This is a genomic window from Vibrio sp. V23_P3S9T160, assembly GCF_963886625.1.
Lineage (GTDB): Bacteria > Pseudomonadota > Gammaproteobacteria > Enterobacterales > Vibrionaceae > Vibrio > Vibrio anguillarum.
In genome coordinates, this window is the sequence record NZ_CAWPDB010000122.1 from 1 (window position 1) to 18,626 (window position 18,626).

Sequence of the window (18,626 nt, forward strand, 5' to 3'; positions counted from 1 at the left end):
AATACTTTTCCGTATTAGTATGCAAAAAATGAATAAATGGGAGCTTTATATATTTGGGGCTTTTTGGGGCGTTTGGTATAGGGAAAGTTTCTCTTTGGGGCTAAATTGGGGCTTTTTGGGGGGCTAAATGGGGCTATTTCTTCCATTTCATGTTTTCTAGCCACAAAAAAAAGCGCCCCAACCGGAGCGCTTCAACTTCAATATTCGATTATTACCAATCGAGGATAACTTTGCCAGAAAGCCCGCTGCGCATAGCATCGAAGCCCGTTTGGAAGTCATCAATTTTGTAATGGTGAGTGATGATAGGCGTTAGATCGAGGCCAGATTGAATGAGGCTTGCCATCTTATACCAAGTTTCGAACATTTCACGGCCATAGATACCTTTGATCACCAAACCTTTGAAGATCACTTGGTTCCAATCGATCGCCATATCTGAAGGTGGGATACCTAATAAAGCAATACGACCACCGTGATTCATGGTTTTCAGCATAGAACTAAAGGCACTCGGTACGCCTGACATTTCAAGGCCGACGTCAAAACCTTCCGTCATACCAAGTTCACTCATGACCTCTTCTAACTTTTGTTCCGCAACATTCACGGCGCGTGTCACGCCCATTTTGCGCGCAAGTTCAAGGCGATATTCGTTGACATCGGTGATCACCACATGGCGTGCACCAACGTGTTTCGCCACTGCGGCCGCCATGATACCGATTGGACCAGCACCAGTGATCAGCACATCTTCACCGACTAAATCAAATGACAATGCAGTATGTACAGCGTTACCAAATGGGTCAAAAATCGAGGCTAGATCATCGGAAATACCATCTGGGATCTTGAAAGCATTAAACGCAGGAATAACTAAGTATTCAGAAAATGCACCAGTGCGGTTCACACCAACACCCACAGTATTACGACATAAGTGAGTACGACCACCACGGCAATTTCGACAATGGCCGCAAGTAATGTGACCTTCGCCAGACACGCGATCACCTAATTCAAAACCGCGAACTTCTTGACCAATGCCAACCACTTCACCGACGTATTCATGGCCAACCACCATTGGCACTGGGATGGTTTTTTGTGACCACTCATCCCAGTTATAGATGTGAACATCGGTGCCACAAATTGCGGTTTTCTTAATTTTAATCAGCAGATCGTTGTGACCAAGTTCAGGCATTGGTACTTCGGTCATCCAAATGCCTTGCTCTGGTTTGAGTTTGGATAATGCTTTAATTTTCATTTAATGAGCCCCATTTCTTGGCCAACAGCAATAAACGCATCAATGGCGTGGTCGAGTTGCTCGCGGCTATGCGCGGCTGACATTTGTGTACGAATACGAGCTTGGCCTTTGGGCACAACAGGGAACGAGAAACCAACAACATAAATGCCCTTAGCTAGTGCTCGTTCTGCAAACTCTGCTGCAACGATAGCATCGCCGAGCATAATCGGGATGATGGCGTGATCCGCGCCACCCATAGTGAACCCCGCGCCTTCCATACGAGTACGGAAATGCGCGGCGTTATCCCAAAGTTGGTCGCGAAGCGCGGCGCTTTCTGCCAGTAAATCCAGCACGCGAATCGATGCTGCAACAATCGCTGGCGCAACCGAATTAGAGAATAAATAAGGACGTGAACGTTGACGAAGCCAATCAATTACCTCTTTTTTACCGGAAGTGTAGCCACCTGAGGCACCACCCATCGCTTTACCAAGGGTACCGGTGATGATATCAATACGGTCAATCACATCATGGTATTCATGCGTGCCACGGCCATTTGCACCCATAAATCCAACCGCGTGTGAATCATCCACCATGACGAGCGCGTTGTATTGATCGGCTAAATCACAAATCGCGGGCAAGTTTGCGACTACGCCATCCATTGAGAATACACCATCCGTTACGATGAGCTTATTACGAGCGCCCGCCGCATCGGCTGCGATCAACTGCTGTTCCAACTCTTGCATGTTATTGTTGGAGTAACGAAAACGCATCGCTTTACATAAACGCACACCATCAATGATTGAGGCATGGTTCAACGCGTCAGAGATAATCGCGTCTTCTTTATCTAAAATAGTTTCAAATAAACCGGTGTTTGCATCAAAACATGAGGTGTAAAGAATCGTATCTTCTTTACCTAAGAATTGAGAGAGCTTCTGTTCCAGTTGCTTATGAATATCTTGCGTACCACAGATGAAACGTACCGAAGCCATACCAAAGCCGTGACTGTCCATACCTTGCTTCGCCGCTTCAACCAGCGCTGGGTGATTAGCCAAACCAAGGTAGTTGTTGGCACAGAAGTTCAACACTTCTTCACCAGTAGAAATTTCGACCGCCGCTTGTTGTTGCGAGGTAATCACACGTTCAGATTTATACAGACCTTCCGCTTTGATTTCCTCAAGCTGGTTTTGGATCTGTTGATAAAATGCAGAAGACATTGCTACGTCCTTATTTTTATATAGCGCAATAGCTATGGTGTAGGGCAGCCTAAACGAAAATAGACCCTTCATTTACACTGTAAAATCGCTTAATGGTATTTTAGTTGATCCCATTTACGACTATTATCCCATGACATGGAAAACCATTAGTGAACTTCAGGCACAAATACAATTATGATCACGCATCGTCTTATCGCCCTGCTGCCTGATTTAGCGGCTTTCATTCTCGTCGTCAATGAAGGTAGCTTTACGGCAGCCGCTCAAAAGCTGGGGGTAACACCTTCGGCATTAAGTAAATTGATTACCCGTTTAGAACAAGCACTATCAGTGAAGTTATTTGAGCGAACCACGCGCCAACTCTTAATCACTCAGGCAGGAAAGCGCGTTTATGATCAAAGTCTGTTGATGGTCAACGCTGCGCAGCAAGCGGTTGAGCTTTCAACCTCTGACCACACCGAACCTGCAGGCGCACTCACTGTTGCGGCACCTGAAGCATTTTTGAACTCAGTTCTGCAACCCCTTGTGCTTCCTTTTCTAACTCAATACCCTGAAATTCAACTTAAGCTGAGAGCTGCAGATGGTGCGATCGATTTATTCAAACACAATATTGATGTGGCGTTTAAACTGACTGATAAGCCAGATGAAAACTTGGTATTGCGTGAAATTGGCAAAACCCACTTAGTGTTGTGCGCCAGCCCAGAATATATAGCGGCCAGAGGCACGCCAATCCACCCTATCGAATTAACGGCTCACGACTGCTTGTATCTTGCCGAAACCGAGCGTGACCATCTCTGGGATTTTCATAAAGAAGATGAGTTCCATACGGTGGCCGTCTCAGGCCGCTATGCAGTAAACCACTCACAAATGCGTTTGAACGGCGTGAAAAATGGCTTAGGTATCGGCATCTTCCATGATTTTGTCATTCAGCAAGCGCTCGTTGAAGGCAGCGTCGTCCGACTATTAGCCGATTGGACGATCAAAAGTAATTACTACGGCTCGATTGCCATGCAATATCCGCAAACCAAGTACATGCCAGCAAGGCTGCGGGTGTTCATTGATTACGTCACTGAACATTTGGTCAGCCAGCTCAACAAATAAAGGTTAATCATGCTAAAACGAATCCACCATGCGGCGATTATTTGTTCAGACTACGCACGTTCCAAAGCGTTTTATACTCAGATCTTAGGGCTGCCTGTTATTGCTGAAAATTACCGCGCCGCTCGCGATTCATACAAGCTGGATCTTGCTCTGCCCGATGGCGGACAAATTGAACTGTTCTCATTTCCAAATACACCACCAAGACCAAGCTTCCCTGAAGCTCAAGGGCTACGACATTTAGCGTTTGTGGTGGACAGTGTCAGTGAAGTCAAAGCGTATTTAGAGGAAAAAGGCGTCATCGTCGAGCCCATCCGCGTTGATGAGTTCACTGGTCGCGAATACACATTTTTCGCCGACCCAGATGGTTTACCGTTAGAGCTTTATTCTGAATAGTGAATAGAGGAAGGAATCAAGGCTATTTTCTAACGCCAGTACAACAGATTAAATAATGGTGGCGCACGAGGAACTTGTTTTTCAAATCGTACACTTAGAGCCAAAAAAGTGTAGCTGTCTGAAACAAACAAGTTCAGTCGTGTCAGTAAAGGTGTCGTTGGAAGTGAATCTTGATGAAAGGTGGAGAAATGAGCAAAGGGACAGGGTTTCGTATGCTGTGTCTGTACTTTTCCCTCTTCAATTTGAACCAGCTCAAAACCATTAATGGTGCACAGTGTGGCCCAAACCCCCGCCGTATTGCCATGCGCGTTTATTACAGGCATAAGCGACACCAACACCCAACTGAGCGCGCTGGTGAGCAACATTATTCTGTTAAAACGGTTTAGGTGAATCATAGCAACACTCAATTTTTTCTTGTCGACACTATATAACGCAATGATAAAAATAACAGTGCGGCAGCGCTAAAAACTTAACAAATACCCTCAAGTTCGCTACAAATCGTTAGCTTAAAGACGACGTTTCAAGATGCATATCAATGTGACTCCATTCACGCTTTGTCTATCAATCCTCCCAAACTAGGAAATATTCTTAACTCAGTTAGGCCATGCCCTCAAGTCAATCGCCAAGCCGATTTTTACAATCACTCTATGATGCAGCCAGACGGTTGCTAGCCATTCGACTCTGGTGTGAATTGACTGACAGCAGAGATTTCTTTGACGTGATTTTCTAAGGATTTCACATGCTAAAACTTTTGCAACAGGTTCGGCTACCGACCCTCGATCTCCCCGCAGCAGAACGCCGTAAAATGTGGTTCAAACCATTTTTACAATCATACCTTGTGGTGTTTATTGGCTACATGGCGATGTATTTAGTGCGCAAAAACTTCAACGTTGCACAAAACGATATGATTTCAACCTACGGCTTGTCGATGACACAGCTAGGGCTGATTGGTCTTGGTTTCTCCATCACTTACGGGATTGGTAAGACAGTGGTCTCTTACTACGCCGATGGCAAGAACACGAAACAGTTCCTACCTTTTATGCTGATCCTTTCTGGTATTGCAATGCTTGGATTTAGCATGAGCATGGGCGGTTCAAGCGTCAGCATTTTCCTAATGGTTGCTTTTTATGCGCTAAGCGGTTTTTTCCAAAGTACTGGTGGGCCATCAAGCTACTCCACTATCACCAAATGGACGCCCAAAAATAAACGCGGCACCTACTTAGGTTTATGGAATATGTCGCACAATGTCGGCGGCGCAGGTGCGGCAGGCGTAGCACTGTTTGGTGCAAACTATCTCTTTAATGGTCACGTTGTGGGCATGTTTGTGTTCCCATCAATCATCGCATTAGTGGTGGGTTTCATTGGTTTGCGTTACGGTAGTGACTCTCCTGAAGCATACGGTTTAGGTACGGTCGAAGAGTTGTTTGATGAAGCGGTCAGTGAGGAAGATATTGCTGCGGAAGAAAACCAAATGACCAAACGTGAGATCTTTGTTGAATACATTTTGAAAAACAAAGTGATTTGGTTACTCTGCTTTGCCAACATCTTCCTCTACATCGTGCGTATCGGCATCGACCAGTGGTCTACTGTGTATGCCTATCAAGAACTTGGTTTGTCAAAAGAAGCGGCCATTTCAGGCTTCACTCTCTTTGAAGTGGGCGCATTAGTCGGCACTTTAATGTGGGGTTATCTGTCCGATCTTGCTAATGGCCGCCGAGCTTTGGTCGCCTGTGTCTCTCTGGGACTCATCATTGTTGCGCTCGAATTCTATCAGCACGCCACCAGCGAGTTTATGTATCTCGCGTCACTGTTTGTGCTAGGTTTCCTTGTTTTTGGCCCACAATTACTGATTGGTGTTGCTGCGGTTGGCTTTGTGCCGAAAAAAGCGATCAGTGTCGCCGATGGCGTTAAAGGCACCTTTGCTTACCTAATTGGTGATAGTTTTGCCAAACTTGGCCTAGGTATGATCGCCGACGGTACACCGATTTTTGGCCTCACTGGCTGGAAGGGCACCTTTGCTGCGCTCGACACTTCAGCGATGATCTGTATCGTACTGCTGATTTTTGTCGCGATCGCAGAAGAGCGTAAGATCCGCCATGAGAAAAGGCTAAAGCTGGCCGCAGCTGCCGCTTAGCTCCCAGCAAAATCAAACGCGATATTCTCTTTTATGAGTGTGTCGCGTTTTATTGTGCCACCCCTTCCTTTTTGACGCGCTAGACTCCTCTACAATGGCACCCATAGCAAAGGGATATATTGCTTGTTTAATTGTCTCTGTGGCGTTAGTTTAAGCTCCCTTTTTACTCAGGCAATATAAACAGCGGGGATTGTGATGATCAAAGTAGCACTAGTGGATGACCATATCGTGGTACGTTCAGGCTTTGCCCAACTCATGAACCTTGAAGACGATATCCAAGTGGTCGGCCAATTTAGCTCGGCGGCCGAAGCACGCGCAGGGCTTCCCGGCACGGGGGCAAACGTCTGTATTCTTGATATTTCAATGCCTGATGAAAGCGGGCTGTCGCTGCTTCAAGATCTACCCTCTGGGATAGCGTGCATTATGCTGAGCGTTCACGATTCCGCGGCCATGGTCGAAAAAGCCTTGGAGGCTGGAGCAAGAGGCTACTTAAGCAAACGTTGTAGCCCAGATGAACTCATCCAAGCCGTACGAACCAGCGCCCATGGTGGTTGCTACTTAACACCCGATATTGCGCTTAAACTCACCTCTCCCAAGCGCGAGGCAAAGCTATTAGCACAGTTGACCAAACGTGAGCGGCAAATCAGTGAAATGCTGGCTGCCGGGCTGGATGTGAAAGCGGTCGCCAATGAGCTTGGACTTAGCCACAAAACCATTCATGTCCATCGCGCCAATGCCATGGATAAGTTAGGTGTGAGTAATAACGTGGCCTTAGCGAAATATTTTTCTGACTCATTCTAATGCCACGCTATTTTATTACGTCACTCTGCGCTTGGTTTCTGCTCTCTTGCAGTTGGTTTTGCTTGTGGGTTATCGCCTACTATTTTGTCAACGATCCGGAACTGGCGATCTTCTTCTTTCCTTTTGCTCTGCGTTTAGGCACTGCACTGCACAGTCCACAACGTTACTGGCCCGCAATTTATGGTGCAGAATGGTGGCTGACGATTGCGCTCGCCATGCTAATGGAACAACCTCAATGGCTGACAGTACTCGCCGCCAGTATCGCAACGCTGCCCTTAAACCTGCTCGCCCAGCGCTACTACCACGGAAGTCAGTGGCGTCGCTTTATTGTGATGGGCGGGTTGATCCTCGCCAGCGCTATCATTAATACGCTGGCCACCACCTACCACGGCCATACCGCGTCAATGGTGATGTTAGTCAGCATCACAGCTGGCTTAATGATTGTGCCAAGCTGCTATTTGATATGGAATTATCTTTTCCAAAGCACTTGGGTTCCACTGACGGCGAACTTAGTCTCTCGTCATATCGAATTTCGCACGCGTCACGTCTTACTCTACTCTTTACTATTTATTTTAAGCATTGCGCTGCAAATTGGTTTACCTGATGAACTTCGGCGTTTTGCGCCATTTTGTTTAGCCATCCCGATCATTTTGCTCGCTTTTCGCTACGGCTGGCAAGGTGCATTGCTCGGTACGCTGCTCAATAGCATTGCATTGATCGCGGCTCGTAGTGGTGTCTCTAATATGGAAATCACTGATCTCCTGCTCTCTCTTTCAGCACAAAGTTTAACCGGCATTTTGCTGGGAATGGGTGTGCAGCGACAAAGAGATCTCAACACCAAGCTGCGCCAACAGCTTGATCGTAACCAAAATTTGTCCCGCCAATTAGTCAAAGCTGAAGAATCTGTTCGGCGTGATATTGCTCGCGAGCTGCACGATGAGATCGGTCAAAACATTACCGCTATCCGTACTCAAGCCAGCATTATTCAACGCGTCGAATCTCAGCCCGTCACCAGCAATTGTGCTAAAACCATTGAATCTCTCTCTTTAAATGTTTACGACACAACTAAAAGTTTGCTAACCCGTTTACGCCCTAAAACCTTAGATGATTTAGGCCTAGTCGAAGCACTGGATCAACTGCTGCGTGACCTTGAATTTGAGACGCACGGCATTCAAACCCAAGTGGTTTGGACGGGGAACTCAACCACTCAACTGCAAAAGTTAAGTGATGCCACCAAGGTGACCCTTTATCGATTGTGCCAAGAGGCGCTCAATAACGCCTTAAAATACGCGGAAGCTAGCCACATTGTGATTGAGTTTTCGTTGACAAGTGATGTCACACTGCGCATTCACGATGATGGCATCGGTTTCAAAGCACAAGCGCAGCTGAACGGCTTTGGTTTACGGGGGATGCGTGAGCGAGTCGAGGCATTGGGTGGCCACTTTCAGATTATTAGCCACTGTCAGTCTACAACAGCCAACCACGATATGAGCGAGAATGGCACTCAGCTTACCGTCACACTGCCCCACTTATAATCGTGGAATATAAAGCACTATGATAAATTTTCTACGCTCTCAACCACCGCAACCGCTTCTTGCATCAGCGCAAGAGGTTAACCAGCAGTACCGTTATTGGCGCTTTCACATCATGATGGCGATGTATGTCGGTTATGCGCTTTTCTACTTCACGCGTAAAAGTTTGAATTACGCCATGCCCGCGATGATTGCTGACCTCGGTTTAGATAAGAGTGATATTGGCATCATGGGCACGTTGTTTTACATCACCTATGGTATCTCAAAATTTCTGTCTGGGATTTTGTCGGACCGCTCCAACCCGCGCTATTTTATGGGCCTAGGGTTAATGGCAACGGGTTTTATCAATATTCTGTTTGGCTTTTCAAGCTCAATCAGTATGTTCATCTTACTCTGGGTGCTCAATGCTTGGTTCCAAGGTTGGGGATGGCCTTCTTGCTCTAAACTCCTGACAACTTGGTATTCGCGCTCTGAACGTGGTTTTTGGTGGGCGTTATGGAATACCGCTCATAACGTGGGGGGCGCGTTGATCCCATTACTGGTTGGCTTTCTCACTTTCCATTTTAGTTGGCGCGAAGGTTTTATTGTACCGGGCTGTTTAGCCGTTATTGGTGGGGTTTTCTTATGTTGGCGTTTGCGTGATAAACCAATGACCCAAGGTTTACCCAGTGTTGGTCAATGGCGTAATGACGCCCTTGAACTGGCGCAAGAAAATGAAGGCCTCGGCCTTAGCACTAAACAGATCTTGCACAAATATGTGTTAGGAAATAAGTACATTTGGTTACTCGCCTTGAGCTATGTACTGGTCTACATAGTGCGTACTGCCATCAATGATTGGGGAAATATCTACCTTACCGAGCAACAAGGCTATGATTTGATCACGGCTAATGGCGCGCTTTCGCTGTTTGAGGTCGGTGGGTTTATTGGATCGTTAGTCGCAGGCTGGGGCTCAGACAAACTGTTTGGCGGCAACCGTGGGCCAATGAACCTGATTTTTTCAATGGGCATTTTTCTTTCGGTGGCAGCGCTGTGGCTGATGCCGTTAACGGGGTTTGTATTCCAAGCCGCTGGCTTTTTTACGATTGGCTTTTTTGTCTTTGGCCCACAAATGTTAATTGGTATGGCCGCCGCGGAATGTTCTCACAAAGATTCGGCTGGCGCAGCAACTGGGTTTGTGGGGTTATTTGCGTATATGGGCGCAGCGCTCGCCGGTTACCCGTTAGCCATTATTGTCGAGCAATTCGAATGGCGAGGCTTTTTTGTCACCATTTCTGTTTGCGCCGCTGTGATCGGCTTACTACTGCTGCCTTTCTTACAAGCTCAGTTTTCAGGCAGCGACCACCCCACGAACCATTGAACGTTATAACTAATCCAACGTTATCGTGAGGGGGCCACAAAGCAGATTAACCAAATAAGCGCTTCCAGATACTTGGGTTACGCTGCTCGTGGTATTCAACACGCAGTTCGTCTACCGTCCGCAGCGTTTGTTGAGCTTGCTCTAAATTTCCTTGCTCAAGATCCACTTCGATTTTGTCTAATGCCACTGAAAGCTTATTAAACCCTTCTAAATAGAGATCTTGCTTCTCCGGTGGATAATTTCCTCGTTTTGACTCTTCAACCAACTGACTTAATCTCTCAATGGGTGCTTGCATTGTTTCAACGCTGGTCGCTTCTGCCGCTTGTTTAAATTCAAGCTTCATTTGTTTCATGTTCTGTTTTAAGTCAACATTAGCCGCCGACACGCTAGCCGCAAATAATGCGCAAGCTGTTAATATCATTATTTTTTTCATAATTATTTCTTTTTATTCTGGCAAGAAGTGCCAAGTTTAATGGATCTCAAGATAAAAGAGGGACAAATTTTTGTCATTTTTTATGACCTCTTTACGGCTTATAGTGTTTGATATTCTGCGATCGCTTTTCGCCCGCGCAGTACTAAAAAGGCCAGAAACTGCTCGACACTGTGCGTAATCACTTTCTCAGCAGCAATACCAACGTTCTCAAGCAGTTCACTGGCCAGTTGAAGTTGGCCGATATCTTGACAAAAATGGGCATCGCTGCCAGTGGTAACATAAGCACCATGCGCTTTCGCCACCTTAGCAATTTCATAACAGCGATCGACACTCCCTACCCTGCTGTGTCCTTTTAAGGTGCTGTTATTAATTTCTATCGCAACGTGATGCTGGGCGGCGCAGGCGATCACCTCATCAAAATCAAAATCGAAATTGGGGTTACCTAAGTGCCCTAGCGCATCCACTCGTCCACCTTTAATCACATTGATCAACGCTTCGGTATGCGCAGCTTTATCGGCAGGCTGAAATACGGGCTCATGAAAACTGGCGATAACCCAATCTAAGTTTTGGTCAACAGAAGGGTGAACATCAATCTCGCCAGCACGATTCATGATGTTGGACTCAATGCCTCGGATAATGGCAACACCGTCTAAAAAGCGCGGCAAAATACGTTGATTGGAGAAGAACCAATAATGCGGCGCTCCAGGCATCGACTGGGCATGATCGGTTGTGCAAAACATTGCCAATCCATTTTCTTTAGCTGAACGCGCGTTTTCAATGAGCGTGCTGTAAGCGTGACCACTTGCATAAGTGTGAGTATGAGTATCAACGACAAGATTCATTTTAATTATTCCATTCCAACAGCGATGCTTCAGTGTAACAGCCTCGCTGATGGCACTTCAATCTAAGGGCGATATATTCACCATATCGACACTTTCTGACCGGATGAAAACACACCGATGTGAAATGGTTTTTTGCAACTTACCCACATTGAACAATACTTAGCAATGTCATCCAATTCGGAGTTGGTTATGAAACGACGTCGTTACTCACTGAGCATTCACATTACGAGTCTCTTTTTAGTGCTCGCCATGGTGATCGGCATTGTATTGATTGGCATAAGTTATCACCATAGTCAGCAACTACTGACGGTAAGTGCACAAGGATTAAGTAGCGAAAACAGCAAAAAACTGGAATCAGCATTTAAACAAAGTGCCGCGCCTATCTTGACTACGCTCGATTTTTTAGCTTTTAGTAACGTAATTGATCAACCGGATAAAGTCATCTCGGACCCACGCCAACTCGCCACCGTTTGGCTGACCTTCCAACGTAATCCACAGTTGGTCGCGCTCTATTATTGTGACGAAGCCGGAGCTTGTACTACATTTCGCTCGCTGAGCTTTGATAAAGCCAAACAGCGTTTTGATGCCCCCGCGCAAGCTCAGCTATTGGCTCATTACACTCAAGTTGATGGCACTAACCGCTTTATCTATTTAGACCAGAACCTTAAAAGCCTGCTCGACAAACAAGATAACAATAATAAATTTGATCCTCGCGTGCGTCCTTGGTTTACCTCGGCAAGTCAAGATGGCGCGATACGCTTAACGGAACCTTATTTCTTTTTCTTCCTACAAACGAGTGGCGTCACACTGTCACGTAGATCGGCCGATGGAAAGAGTGTGCTTGGCGCTGATTTCACGCTTGACTCACTGTCAAAACAGATGAGTACGATGGGTTTTTCTGACAGTGCTCAGCTCATTTTGTTCGATAATCAATTTAGACCACTCGCCCAACACAATACTAAGTTCGAGCTACAACAAGATCCCTCACAGATTGCACAGCAGCTGCAGCAAAGTACTTTTGCACCAATATTGAATCGGGTCAGCAGCCAAACTTTGTATGAAACGGTCAATATGAATGGCACAACGTGGTCGGTGACGTTAACGCCGGTACTTTTAAACGACAATGTACGCTTGTTGCTGGCAGAAGCGGTACCGCAAGACGATTTGATCGCAGATTTGCTCTCGATGCGAGATCAGCAGATTTTTGTCGCGTTAATCATGCTCGCTATCGCTTTTGCAGTAGTTGGTTTTGTGGCGCAAAGGCTCGCCAGCCCTTTAGGTAACCTAGTGCAATTGACCGACAACATCACGCGCTTTGAATTTAAAAAGACACGCTACCCAAAAAGCCGGATCCGTGAAGTTGCCAATTTAACCCAATCAATAGAGCTCATGGAGCATACACTGCACGACTTGCTGCGACTATTACGCGAAACCGCCAGCAACCAAGAATTCGGTGTGTTAGCCAAAACGATTACCCATCAAAGCTATTTGATCACTCGAGCTGAAACTATTTTGCTCTACACTTATGCCAACGAAAATAACCAATTTTTCACCGCAGCAAACCACGCCATCATTCCCTTTAAGCTTGATATCAATCAGTTGTCTCAAGAGATGCCGTGGCTACTTTCTGAACTGCGTAAAGGCCAAACGGTTCACTTATCTAAAACCGATAATTCGATGCGTAAGCATAAAGATGAGCTGTATAATTCTGATCTTTATCTTTTCCCACTGCTCAACCGAGACAAGCAGTTGGTTGGCGTATTAAACCTAGGCTACGAACGGGCCATCACTCCCGATCAGCAAGACAAACATGCATTTTTACGAGAGCTGCTCAGTTTTGCCGAAATCGCTAAAGACAATATCGACAAAATGCAACGGCAAAAGGAGATGCTCAACTCGTTTATTGAATTGATCGCATCAGCCATTGATACCAAATCCCCTTACACGGGCGGCCATTGTCAGCGAGTTCCTGAATTAACCAAAATGATCACTAAAGCGGCGGAAAACGATCGCACCTATTTCCCACAATTTTCCATGACCAATGAAGAGTGGGAAGAGCTCACTCTCGCCGCTTGGTTGCATGATTGTGGAAAAGTGACCACGCCTGAATATGTGATTGATAAAGCAACCAAATTAGAAACGATCTACGACAGAATTCACGAAATTAGAATGCGTTTTGAGCTGCTCAAATGTCAAGCTGAAACGGACTACTGGCAAGGTGTTGCGCAGGGCAAGAACGAGCCAGATCTCAAGCAGCAGTTGCTGACGAACCAACAAATCCTCGATGAGGAATTTGCTTTCGTCGCGCAGTGTAACATTGGCAGTGAGTTTATGAGCGATGATGACCTTTCCCGCTTAGAGCTAATTGCGCAAAGAGAGTGGAAACGGACCTTAGATGATCAACTCGGTACTTCTTGGATAGAGAACCAACGTGCAGGAGAGTCAAAACCATTGCCCACTATGGAGCGCTTGCTTGATGATAAACCCGTACACCATTTGCACTGGGTGAACGGTTGTCGTCCACAAGATCTGTGGCAAGAAACCTTTATTTTACAACCGGGAGAACTGCGTTATAACCGAGGTGAGCTCTATAATTTGTCCATTCGCCGTGGCACGCTCACCAACGAAGAACGCTTTATGATTAATGATCACATTGTGCAAACCATCATGATGCTCAAGCGGTTACCTTATCCTGAACATATGAAAAACGTTCCTGATATTGCGGGAAGCCACCATGAACGAATGGATGGCGCGGGTTATCCAAGAGGTTTAAGTGAAGAGCAGCTTTCGATCCCCGCTCGAGTGATGGCGATAGCCGATGTGTTTGAAGCACTGACCTCCAGCGATCGCCCCTATAAAAAGGCCAAAACGCTCAGTGAATCGATCGCGATCATGACCACCATGGCCACCACAGGCCATATTGATCCGAAGCTTTACTTACTCTTTTTAGAAAAAGAGATTTATCAAGACTATGCGGATCGGTTTTTACACTCCGATCAGCACAGCCCAATTGATAAAGAAGCACAGATAAAAAAAGTAAAAATGAGTTTGAAGAAGACTTTTTAAAGACCGTGAATATCTAACTCATTCTGGATCAGCACAATGCACTGCGAGGCAAACAGCATTCGAGGCCCAAGGCTGATTTTCTGTGTATTAAGGCGCTTTAAACTGTTCCAACTTTTTTTCGGCATCGGGATGTGGTCAGTTAATAAAAAGCAGCTGTCGTCAGAAAATTGATGCTCACGGACACTTTCACCTTTTTTATCCAGCAAATACAAGTGGTAACTTTCAGAAAGGCGTTGCACCAACTTTTCAAAACTGATGGTTTCAACCGTGAGTCCTTGCTCGACCTCTCGGGTTTGCTCTTTGCTCATACCCACGGAAACGTCTAAAGCGTGGCCTATTTTGGTCAGCAAGGCTTGCTCGTGAAAGCCACCGATATTGTGCAACTGGCTCGACTCAAAGCATAAAGTCCGCGAGAAATCTTGCGTACTTTCCAGCACCAAATAGACCACCACATCATCACGATGCGACTGCGCGGTAAAAATAGCGTTCATGAGTACGTGGGCCAAAATTTCGGTGTGGGCTTCTTGCCCAACAGAGGCTAAAAAAGTCTGTTTATCCGTAGAAGCGGCGCGGGCCCTTACAACAAAAGCTCTCATGTGACTGACTCAATTCATTCAATAAAGCACGGACTCTATCACAATCTCCATCTACTGGAATAGTGATCTGCTGGTGAAGCTAAGGTTCGAGTGTCAACGCAGCTTTGCTTTTCGGGAGCCCCAATGAAATGAGAGTGGTCAGCAGCAGAAAACCAAACGAAACCCACAAACACGCCGCTAATCCCCAAAGTTGGAAAACCCACCCGGAAAGCACGGTACCGATTAAACGCCCCATCGCGTTTGCCATGTAGTAAAAACCAACATCAAGCGATACACCATCACCCTTGGCATAGCTCACGATCAAATAGGAATGAAGCGATGAGTTAATCGCAAAGACCGCGCCGAAAAGCAGTAACCCCGCGATGATCACGACTTCCGGATGCCACTGCGCTTGAATGCTGTAGGCGATCAAACCAGTAATCAGCGCCAATAGCGCCGCCCAACCGAGCGCAGATCGCCCATCCGGCGCTTGGTCTGAAGCACTGCCCGTTATTTTAGGTGCAAACCCTTGGATCACGCCGTAGCCAATCACCCATAAGGCTAAAAAGCCGCCCACGGCACTGTGATCCCAACCAAAAACGCTGCCCAGATAAATGGGTAAGGCAATCACAAACCAAACGTCTCGCGCGCCAAATAAAAATAGGCGAGCCGCCGATAAAATATTCACGCTGCGCGATTTGGAGAAAATCTCTGAAAATTTCGGTTTGGTTTTGGCTTTGCCAATATCGGCTTGCAAGCTAAGCAAACTGCCGATAAAAACCAACAGCAATACCGCCGCCATAGCCGCTACCGCATATTGAAAGCCGATCCAAGAGAGCAAGACGCCACCGAGAAAAAAGCCGGCCCCTTTTAGAGCGTTTTTTGAACCCGTAAGAATGGCTATCCACTTGTAGAGTGCGCCTTGTGCGTTTTCAGGGACTAACGTTTTGATCGCACTTTTTGCACTCATTTTATTGAGATCTTTTGCGATGCCCGATAACGCCTGCGCCGCCATCACCCAAGGAATGCTTAACCATGCCGCGGGTACAGCAAGCATCAAGAGCGCGAATATTTGCATGCCAAGGCCAATATTCATGGTGCGATTCAGCCCTAAACGCGCACCAAGCCAACCGCCAATCAGGTTAGTCACCACGCCAAAAAATTCATAAAAGAGAAACAAAGACGCAATCGCTAAGGTCGAATAACCCAAATCATAAAAATACAACACCACCAACATGCGCAGCGCGCCGTCAGTCACGGTAAAATTCCAATAATTAAAAGTCACTAGCATGTACTGGCGAACGTTTTGGTTGAGTTGAGACAACATAATCACTCTCTTTGCAAAAGAGCCGCCTAAGGCAGCTCTTTGGGACTGTTATTGATTAACAAATTGTTTGATGTACTCGACTTGTACATCTTTGGTAAACGCACCCGGTCTTAATGATTGAACTTGAGTAATAATGTTTTGCAGTTCCCAACCTTTCTCCAGCAATAAATGAGCAGCAAGTAAACCAGTACGACCCGATCCACCCATGCAATGCATGGCAATCTTATCTCCGTTGACAAGTGCCTGATGAAGTGACGGGGAGATACTTTGCCAATGCGTTTGAAACTGATGGCCGGGCGCGCAATCATCTTCAATTGGGGCGTGAAACCATTGCAGCCCCGCTTGCTCAACCACTTTAGGTAAGTCGCCAACACCTTTCTCTTGCATCTCTTCATGACTTAGAGCCGTCACCACAACGGTAACACCTTGAGATTTCAGTTGTTCAATACTCTCAACCAGAGGAAGATCTTTTGTACCCGGGCAAGGCGTCAATACCAAACCAGCGCTGTTTTCTGCAACGGACAGTTCCCATGTAGGATGTGTCATTTCTTTGCTCCTTTATGCCAAACCGACTTTGCGTACTAATTCTGCGGTACGGGTTGCGTAACCCATTTCGTTATCGTACCAAGCGTAAATTTTCACCATGCGCTTTCCCACCACCATGGTCGAGAGTGCATCGACAATCGTTGAGCGTTGATCGCCTTTATAATCAATCGATACCAATGGCCGCGCTTCAAAACCGAGAATGCCTTTGAGCTCATTTTCTGAAGCCGCTTTCAGTAGCGCGTTAACTTCTTCCGCGCTGGTATCGCGTTTCACATCAAAAATAATGTCGGTTAACGACGCATTGGCCAGCGGCACACGCACCGCGTGACCGTTAATTTTGTCTTTCAGATCGGGGAAAATTTCCACAATCGCTGTCGCAGAACCTGTTGTGGTAGGGATAAGGCTCATACCACATGCGCGGGCGCGGCGTAGATCTTTATGCGGTGCATCCAAAATGGTTTGCGTATTGGTCAGGTCATGAATGGTCGTAAACGATGAGTGTTCAATACCCAGTTGCTCATGAATCACTTTGACGATAGGCGCAATGCAGTTGGTGGTACAAGAAGCGGCCGTAACAATCTGATGTATTTGTGGATCAAAGATGTGGTCATTGACCCCAACCACGATATTAGCAATCCCCGCTTCTTTCACTGGAGCTGATACCACAACACGTTTGACACCTTGTGCTAAATACTGATTCAAAAACTCAGACTTGCGGTGTTTTCCCGTGGCTTCGATGACCACATCACAACCAGACCAATCGACGTCACTGATCGCTTTTTGTTGTGAGGTACGAATAACCTTACCGTTGGCAATGATCGCATTACCGTCGCTTGTCACTTCGTGATGCCAACGGCCTTGTATTGAATCAAATTCGAGCAAATGAGCCAAGGTCGCCGCGTCACCCGCAACGTCGTTAATCTGCACAAATTCGATCTCAGGCCAATCAAATGACGCCCTTAATGCTAAACGACCAATACGACCAAACCCATTAATTCCGACTTTAATAGACATTTTTATTTCCTTTTATCCCTTCTAAACACAGCATTCTGGGCGAGATTTCATCTCTACCAGCCTTTGCATATCCTGTTGGTATTCTTGTTTCAGGCAGTTGGACTCCACCAGCCCTTGAATTTGTTTTCTCATCCATCCGGGCAGTTGGTCCGAGAGCCGATAAAACACCCATTGCCCTTGCCTTGTATCAACCACCACGCCACTGGAACGAAGTAGAGCCAGATGGCGAGAAATTTTCGGTTGGCTTTCATTTAACGCTTGCGTCAACTCGCCGACACACACTCGTTGCTCGCGTGCAATCATGAGCAAACAGCGCACTCGCGTTTCATCGGACAGCAACTTAAAAAACTGATGAGGTAGCATTTTACTTATCTCTGCATATGCGGATGTGCATATATATATCATATAAAAAGAAATCGCTGTCAATATAAAAGTTACCGCTGACTTTTAAAGGATGATGTTAAAGCGAGAAGTAAAATAGCTGACAGCATGTTGCAGGGCTTTGGTTGCATTTTGATTACAATCGATTTCCCAATAGACCTGTTTTTGATATGCCTCTCGGCGTCTATCGTGTTGGTACATCGCATAGTTAATATCGATCACATAATCGTAAGCGGGCTCTAACCTCTGTGTCGGCTCGATGAAGGTGTAGCCAAAGTAACCCAACTTTTCCAAATGGCTTGGCTCGGATAAGTCGATGCCGTCAATCGCTTCAAAAGTAATCTCATAGAAACTTCCAGCATTGATATACAACAGTTGAGCAGCGATACAAGCAAGGTCAGAGTTAGGGAAGCTAATCAAATGAACGGTTCTTTTATCTATCATGTTGCCAACCTCCTTTACTGACATACTTAATTAAGTGGGTGGGTGTGTTTAGCAGAATATAGATGAAATTTCGAATTCATTCACAAATATTTCACACTGTTGAACATTCAATCACCCCATAATTACTGAATAAATAAATATATCCTTCTGATTTTTAAGAAAAACAATCTACTTATAAAACAAAAAAGCCAGAGCAGTCATAAATTTGTCACATAAAGTCTATTTTATTGTCACATTGTCCTCTCAGAAT

At 46.1% G+C, this 18,626-nt stretch carries 18 protein-coding genes; 7 read left to right on the forward strand and 11 right to left on the reverse strand.

The annotated features are described in order from the left end of the window. Window positions 1-211 precede the first annotated feature (211 nt). Both tdh and AACU59_RS09225 read right to left on the reverse strand, forming a co-directional pair. Window positions 212-1,240 (reverse strand): L-threonine 3-dehydrogenase, encoded by a 1,029-nt coding sequence (gene tdh / locus AACU59_RS09220; RefSeq protein WP_094145244.1) that lies wholly within the window; start codon window positions 1,238-1,240, stop codon window positions 212-214. Then, the gene (locus AACU59_RS09225; RefSeq protein WP_094125045.1) at window positions 1,237-2,433 is read right to left on the reverse strand and encodes a glycine C-acetyltransferase; all 1,197 of its coding nucleotides are present in this window, start codon (window positions 2,431-2,433) and stop codon (window positions 1,237-1,239) included. Before AACU59_RS09225 ends, tdh begins: the two co-directional genes overlap by 4 nt. 174 nt (window positions 2,434-2,607) lie before the next feature. On the opposite strand from AACU59_RS09225, the gene AACU59_RS09230 reads away from it, so the two are divergent. Together AACU59_RS09230 and gloA2 are read left to right on the forward strand one after the other, a co-directional pair. Beyond that, on the forward strand, window positions 2,608-3,531 hold the full coding sequence (locus AACU59_RS09230; RefSeq protein WP_094145243.1) for a LysR family transcriptional regulator: 924 nt from the start codon (window positions 2,608-2,610) through the stop codon (window positions 3,529-3,531). 9 nt (window positions 3,532-3,540) lie between these two features. Beyond that, window positions 3,541-3,924 carry an SMU1112c/YaeR family gloxylase I-like metalloprotein gene (gene gloA2 / locus AACU59_RS09235; protein WP_017046047.1) on the forward strand — a complete coding sequence of 128 codons (384 nt, stop codon included), beginning with the start codon at window positions 3,541-3,543 and terminating at the stop codon, window positions 3,922-3,924. Window positions 3,925-3,953: 29 nt separating this feature from the next. Here the strand turns inward: gloA2 and AACU59_RS09240 are convergent, their stop codons facing one another. Further along, on the reverse strand, window positions 3,954-4,319 hold the full coding sequence (locus AACU59_RS09240; RefSeq protein WP_176428545.1) for a hypothetical protein: 366 nt from the start codon (window positions 4,317-4,319) through the stop codon (window positions 3,954-3,956). A 344-nt stretch (window positions 4,320-4,663) separates the two neighbouring features. Between AACU59_RS09240 and uhpT the strand changes: the two genes are divergently transcribed. From uhpT to AACU59_RS09260, 4 genes are all read left to right on the forward strand, one after another. Further along, window positions 4,664-6,058, forward strand: a complete 1,395-nt coding sequence (gene uhpT, locus AACU59_RS09245; protein WP_013868016.1) for a hexose-6-phosphate:phosphate antiporter — start codon at window positions 4,664-4,666, stop codon at window positions 6,056-6,058. A gap of 195 nt (window positions 6,059-6,253) precedes the next feature. Next, window positions 6,254-6,859 (forward strand): transcriptional regulator UhpA, encoded by a 606-nt coding sequence (uhpA, locus tag AACU59_RS09250; protein WP_026028260.1) that lies wholly within the window; start codon window positions 6,254-6,256, stop codon window positions 6,857-6,859. After that, a complete protein-coding gene (uhpB, locus tag AACU59_RS09255; protein ID WP_094145241.1) occupies window positions 6,859-8,394 on the forward strand; it encodes a signal transduction histidine-protein kinase/phosphatase UhpB in 1,536 nt (511 codons plus the stop codon). The genes uhpA and uhpB overlap by 1 nt, the downstream gene beginning before the upstream one ends. A gap of 19 nt (window positions 8,395-8,413) precedes the next feature. Continuing rightward, on the forward strand, window positions 8,414-9,748 hold the full coding sequence (locus AACU59_RS09260) for an MFS transporter (protein WP_017048480.1): 1,335 nt from the start codon (window positions 8,414-8,416) through the stop codon (window positions 9,746-9,748). Window positions 9,749-9,794: 46 nt separating this feature from the next. Here AACU59_RS09260 and AACU59_RS09265 read toward each other — a convergent pair whose 3' ends face one another. Continuing rightward, entirely contained in the window at window positions 9,795-10,181 is a 387-nt protein-coding gene (locus AACU59_RS09265; RefSeq protein ID WP_013868020.1) for a cytochrome b562, read from the reverse strand. Between the two features lie 98 nt (window positions 10,182-10,279). Beyond that, the gene (locus AACU59_RS09270) at window positions 10,280-11,023 is read right to left on the reverse strand and encodes a phosphatase (protein WP_017048481.1); all 744 of its coding nucleotides are present in this window, start codon (window positions 11,021-11,023) and stop codon (window positions 10,280-10,282) included. Between the two features lie 189 nt (window positions 11,024-11,212). Here AACU59_RS09270 and AACU59_RS09275 point away from each other — a divergent pair, with 189 nt between their 5' ends. Further along, complete coding sequence (locus AACU59_RS09275; protein ID WP_237666631.1) at window positions 11,213-14,089, forward strand: HD domain-containing phosphohydrolase; 2,877 nt, start codon at window positions 11,213-11,215, stop codon at window positions 14,087-14,089. Here AACU59_RS09275 and trmY read toward each other — a convergent pair. The 6 genes from trmY to AACU59_RS09305 form a co-directional block, all read right to left on the reverse strand. Beyond that, entirely contained in the window at window positions 14,086-14,685 is a 600-nt protein-coding gene (gene trmY, locus AACU59_RS09280) for a tRNA (pseudouridine(54)-N(1))-methyltransferase TrmY (protein WP_094145287.1), read from the reverse strand. The genes AACU59_RS09275 and trmY overlap by 4 nt on opposite strands. 79 nt (window positions 14,686-14,764) lie before the next feature. Beyond that, complete coding sequence (gene arsJ / locus AACU59_RS09285; protein ID WP_094145286.1) at window positions 14,765-15,997, reverse strand: organoarsenical effux MFS transporter ArsJ; 1,233 nt, start codon at window positions 15,995-15,997, stop codon at window positions 14,765-14,767. Between the two features lie 42 nt (window positions 15,998-16,039). Next, the gene (locus tag AACU59_RS09290; protein WP_094145285.1) at window positions 16,040-16,537 is read right to left on the reverse strand and encodes a cyclin-dependent kinase inhibitor 3 family protein; all 498 of its coding nucleotides are present in this window, start codon (window positions 16,535-16,537) and stop codon (window positions 16,040-16,042) included. Between the two features lie 12 nt (window positions 16,538-16,549). Next, complete coding sequence (locus AACU59_RS09295; protein WP_010317007.1) at window positions 16,550-17,551, reverse strand: ArsJ-associated glyceraldehyde-3-phosphate dehydrogenase; 1,002 nt, start codon at window positions 17,549-17,551, stop codon at window positions 16,550-16,552. Window positions 17,552-17,572: 21 nt separating this feature from the next. After that, window positions 17,573-17,914 carry a metalloregulator ArsR/SmtB family transcription factor gene (locus AACU59_RS09300; RefSeq protein WP_094145284.1) on the reverse strand — a complete coding sequence of 114 codons (342 nt, stop codon included), beginning with the start codon at window positions 17,912-17,914 and terminating at the stop codon, window positions 17,573-17,575. Window positions 17,915-17,998: 84 nt separating this feature from the next. Further along, on the reverse strand, window positions 17,999-18,376 hold the full coding sequence (locus AACU59_RS09305; RefSeq protein ID WP_094145283.1) for a hypothetical protein: 378 nt from the start codon (window positions 18,374-18,376) through the stop codon (window positions 17,999-18,001). Between the last annotated feature and the right edge of the window lie 250 nt (window positions 18,377-18,626).

Bases quoted from the DNA above. Each gene is read 5' to 3' on its own strand.
- tdh (WP_094145244.1), bottom strand. From the start codon at position 1,240: ATGAAAATTAAAGCATTATCCAAACTCAAACCAGAGCAAGGCATTTGG.
- AACU59_RS09225 (WP_094125045.1), bottom strand. From the start codon at position 2,433: ATGTCTTCTGCATTTTATCAACAGATCCAAAACCAGCTTGAGGAAATC.
- AACU59_RS09230 (WP_094145243.1), top strand. From the start codon at position 2,608: ATGATCACGCATCGTCTTATCGCCCTGCTGCCTGATTTAGCGGCTTTC.
- gloA2 (WP_017046047.1), top strand. From the start codon at position 3,541: ATGCTAAAACGAATCCACCATGCGGCGATTATTTGTTCAGACTACGCA.
- AACU59_RS09240 (WP_176428545.1), bottom strand. From the start codon at position 4,319: ATGATTCACCTAAACCGTTTTAACAGAATAATGTTGCTCACCAGCGCG.
- uhpT (WP_013868016.1), top strand. From the start codon at position 4,664: ATGCTAAAACTTTTGCAACAGGTTCGGCTACCGACCCTCGATCTCCCC.
- uhpA (WP_026028260.1), top strand. From the start codon at position 6,254: ATGATCAAAGTAGCACTAGTGGATGACCATATCGTGGTACGTTCAGGC.
- uhpB (WP_094145241.1), top strand. From the start codon at position 6,859: ATGCCACGCTATTTTATTACGTCACTCTGCGCTTGGTTTCTGCTCTCT.
- AACU59_RS09260 (WP_017048480.1), top strand. From the start codon at position 8,414: ATGATAAATTTTCTACGCTCTCAACCACCGCAACCGCTTCTTGCATCA.
- AACU59_RS09265 (WP_013868020.1), bottom strand. From the start codon at position 10,181: ATGAAAAAAATAATGATATTAACAGCTTGCGCATTATTTGCGGCTAGC.
- AACU59_RS09270 (WP_017048481.1), bottom strand. From the start codon at position 11,023: ATGAATCTTGTCGTTGATACTCATACTCACACTTATGCAAGTGGTCAC.
- AACU59_RS09275 (WP_237666631.1), top strand. From the start codon at position 11,213: ATGAAACGACGTCGTTACTCACTGAGCATTCACATTACGAGTCTCTTT.
- trmY (WP_094145287.1), bottom strand. From the start codon at position 14,685: ATGAGAGCTTTTGTTGTAAGGGCCCGCGCCGCTTCTACGGATAAACAG.
- AACU59_RS09290 (WP_094145285.1), bottom strand. From the start codon at position 16,537: ATGACACATCCTACATGGGAACTGTCCGTTGCAGAAAACAGCGCTGGT.
- AACU59_RS09295 (WP_010317007.1), bottom strand. From the start codon at position 17,551: ATGTCTATTAAAGTCGGAATTAATGGGTTTGGTCGTATTGGTCGTTTA.
- AACU59_RS09300 (WP_094145284.1), bottom strand. From the start codon at position 17,914: ATGCTACCTCATCAGTTTTTTAAGTTGCTGTCCGATGAAACGCGAGTG.
- AACU59_RS09305 (WP_094145283.1), bottom strand. From the start codon at position 18,376: ATGATAGATAAAAGAACCGTTCATTTGATTAGCTTCCCTAACTCTGAC.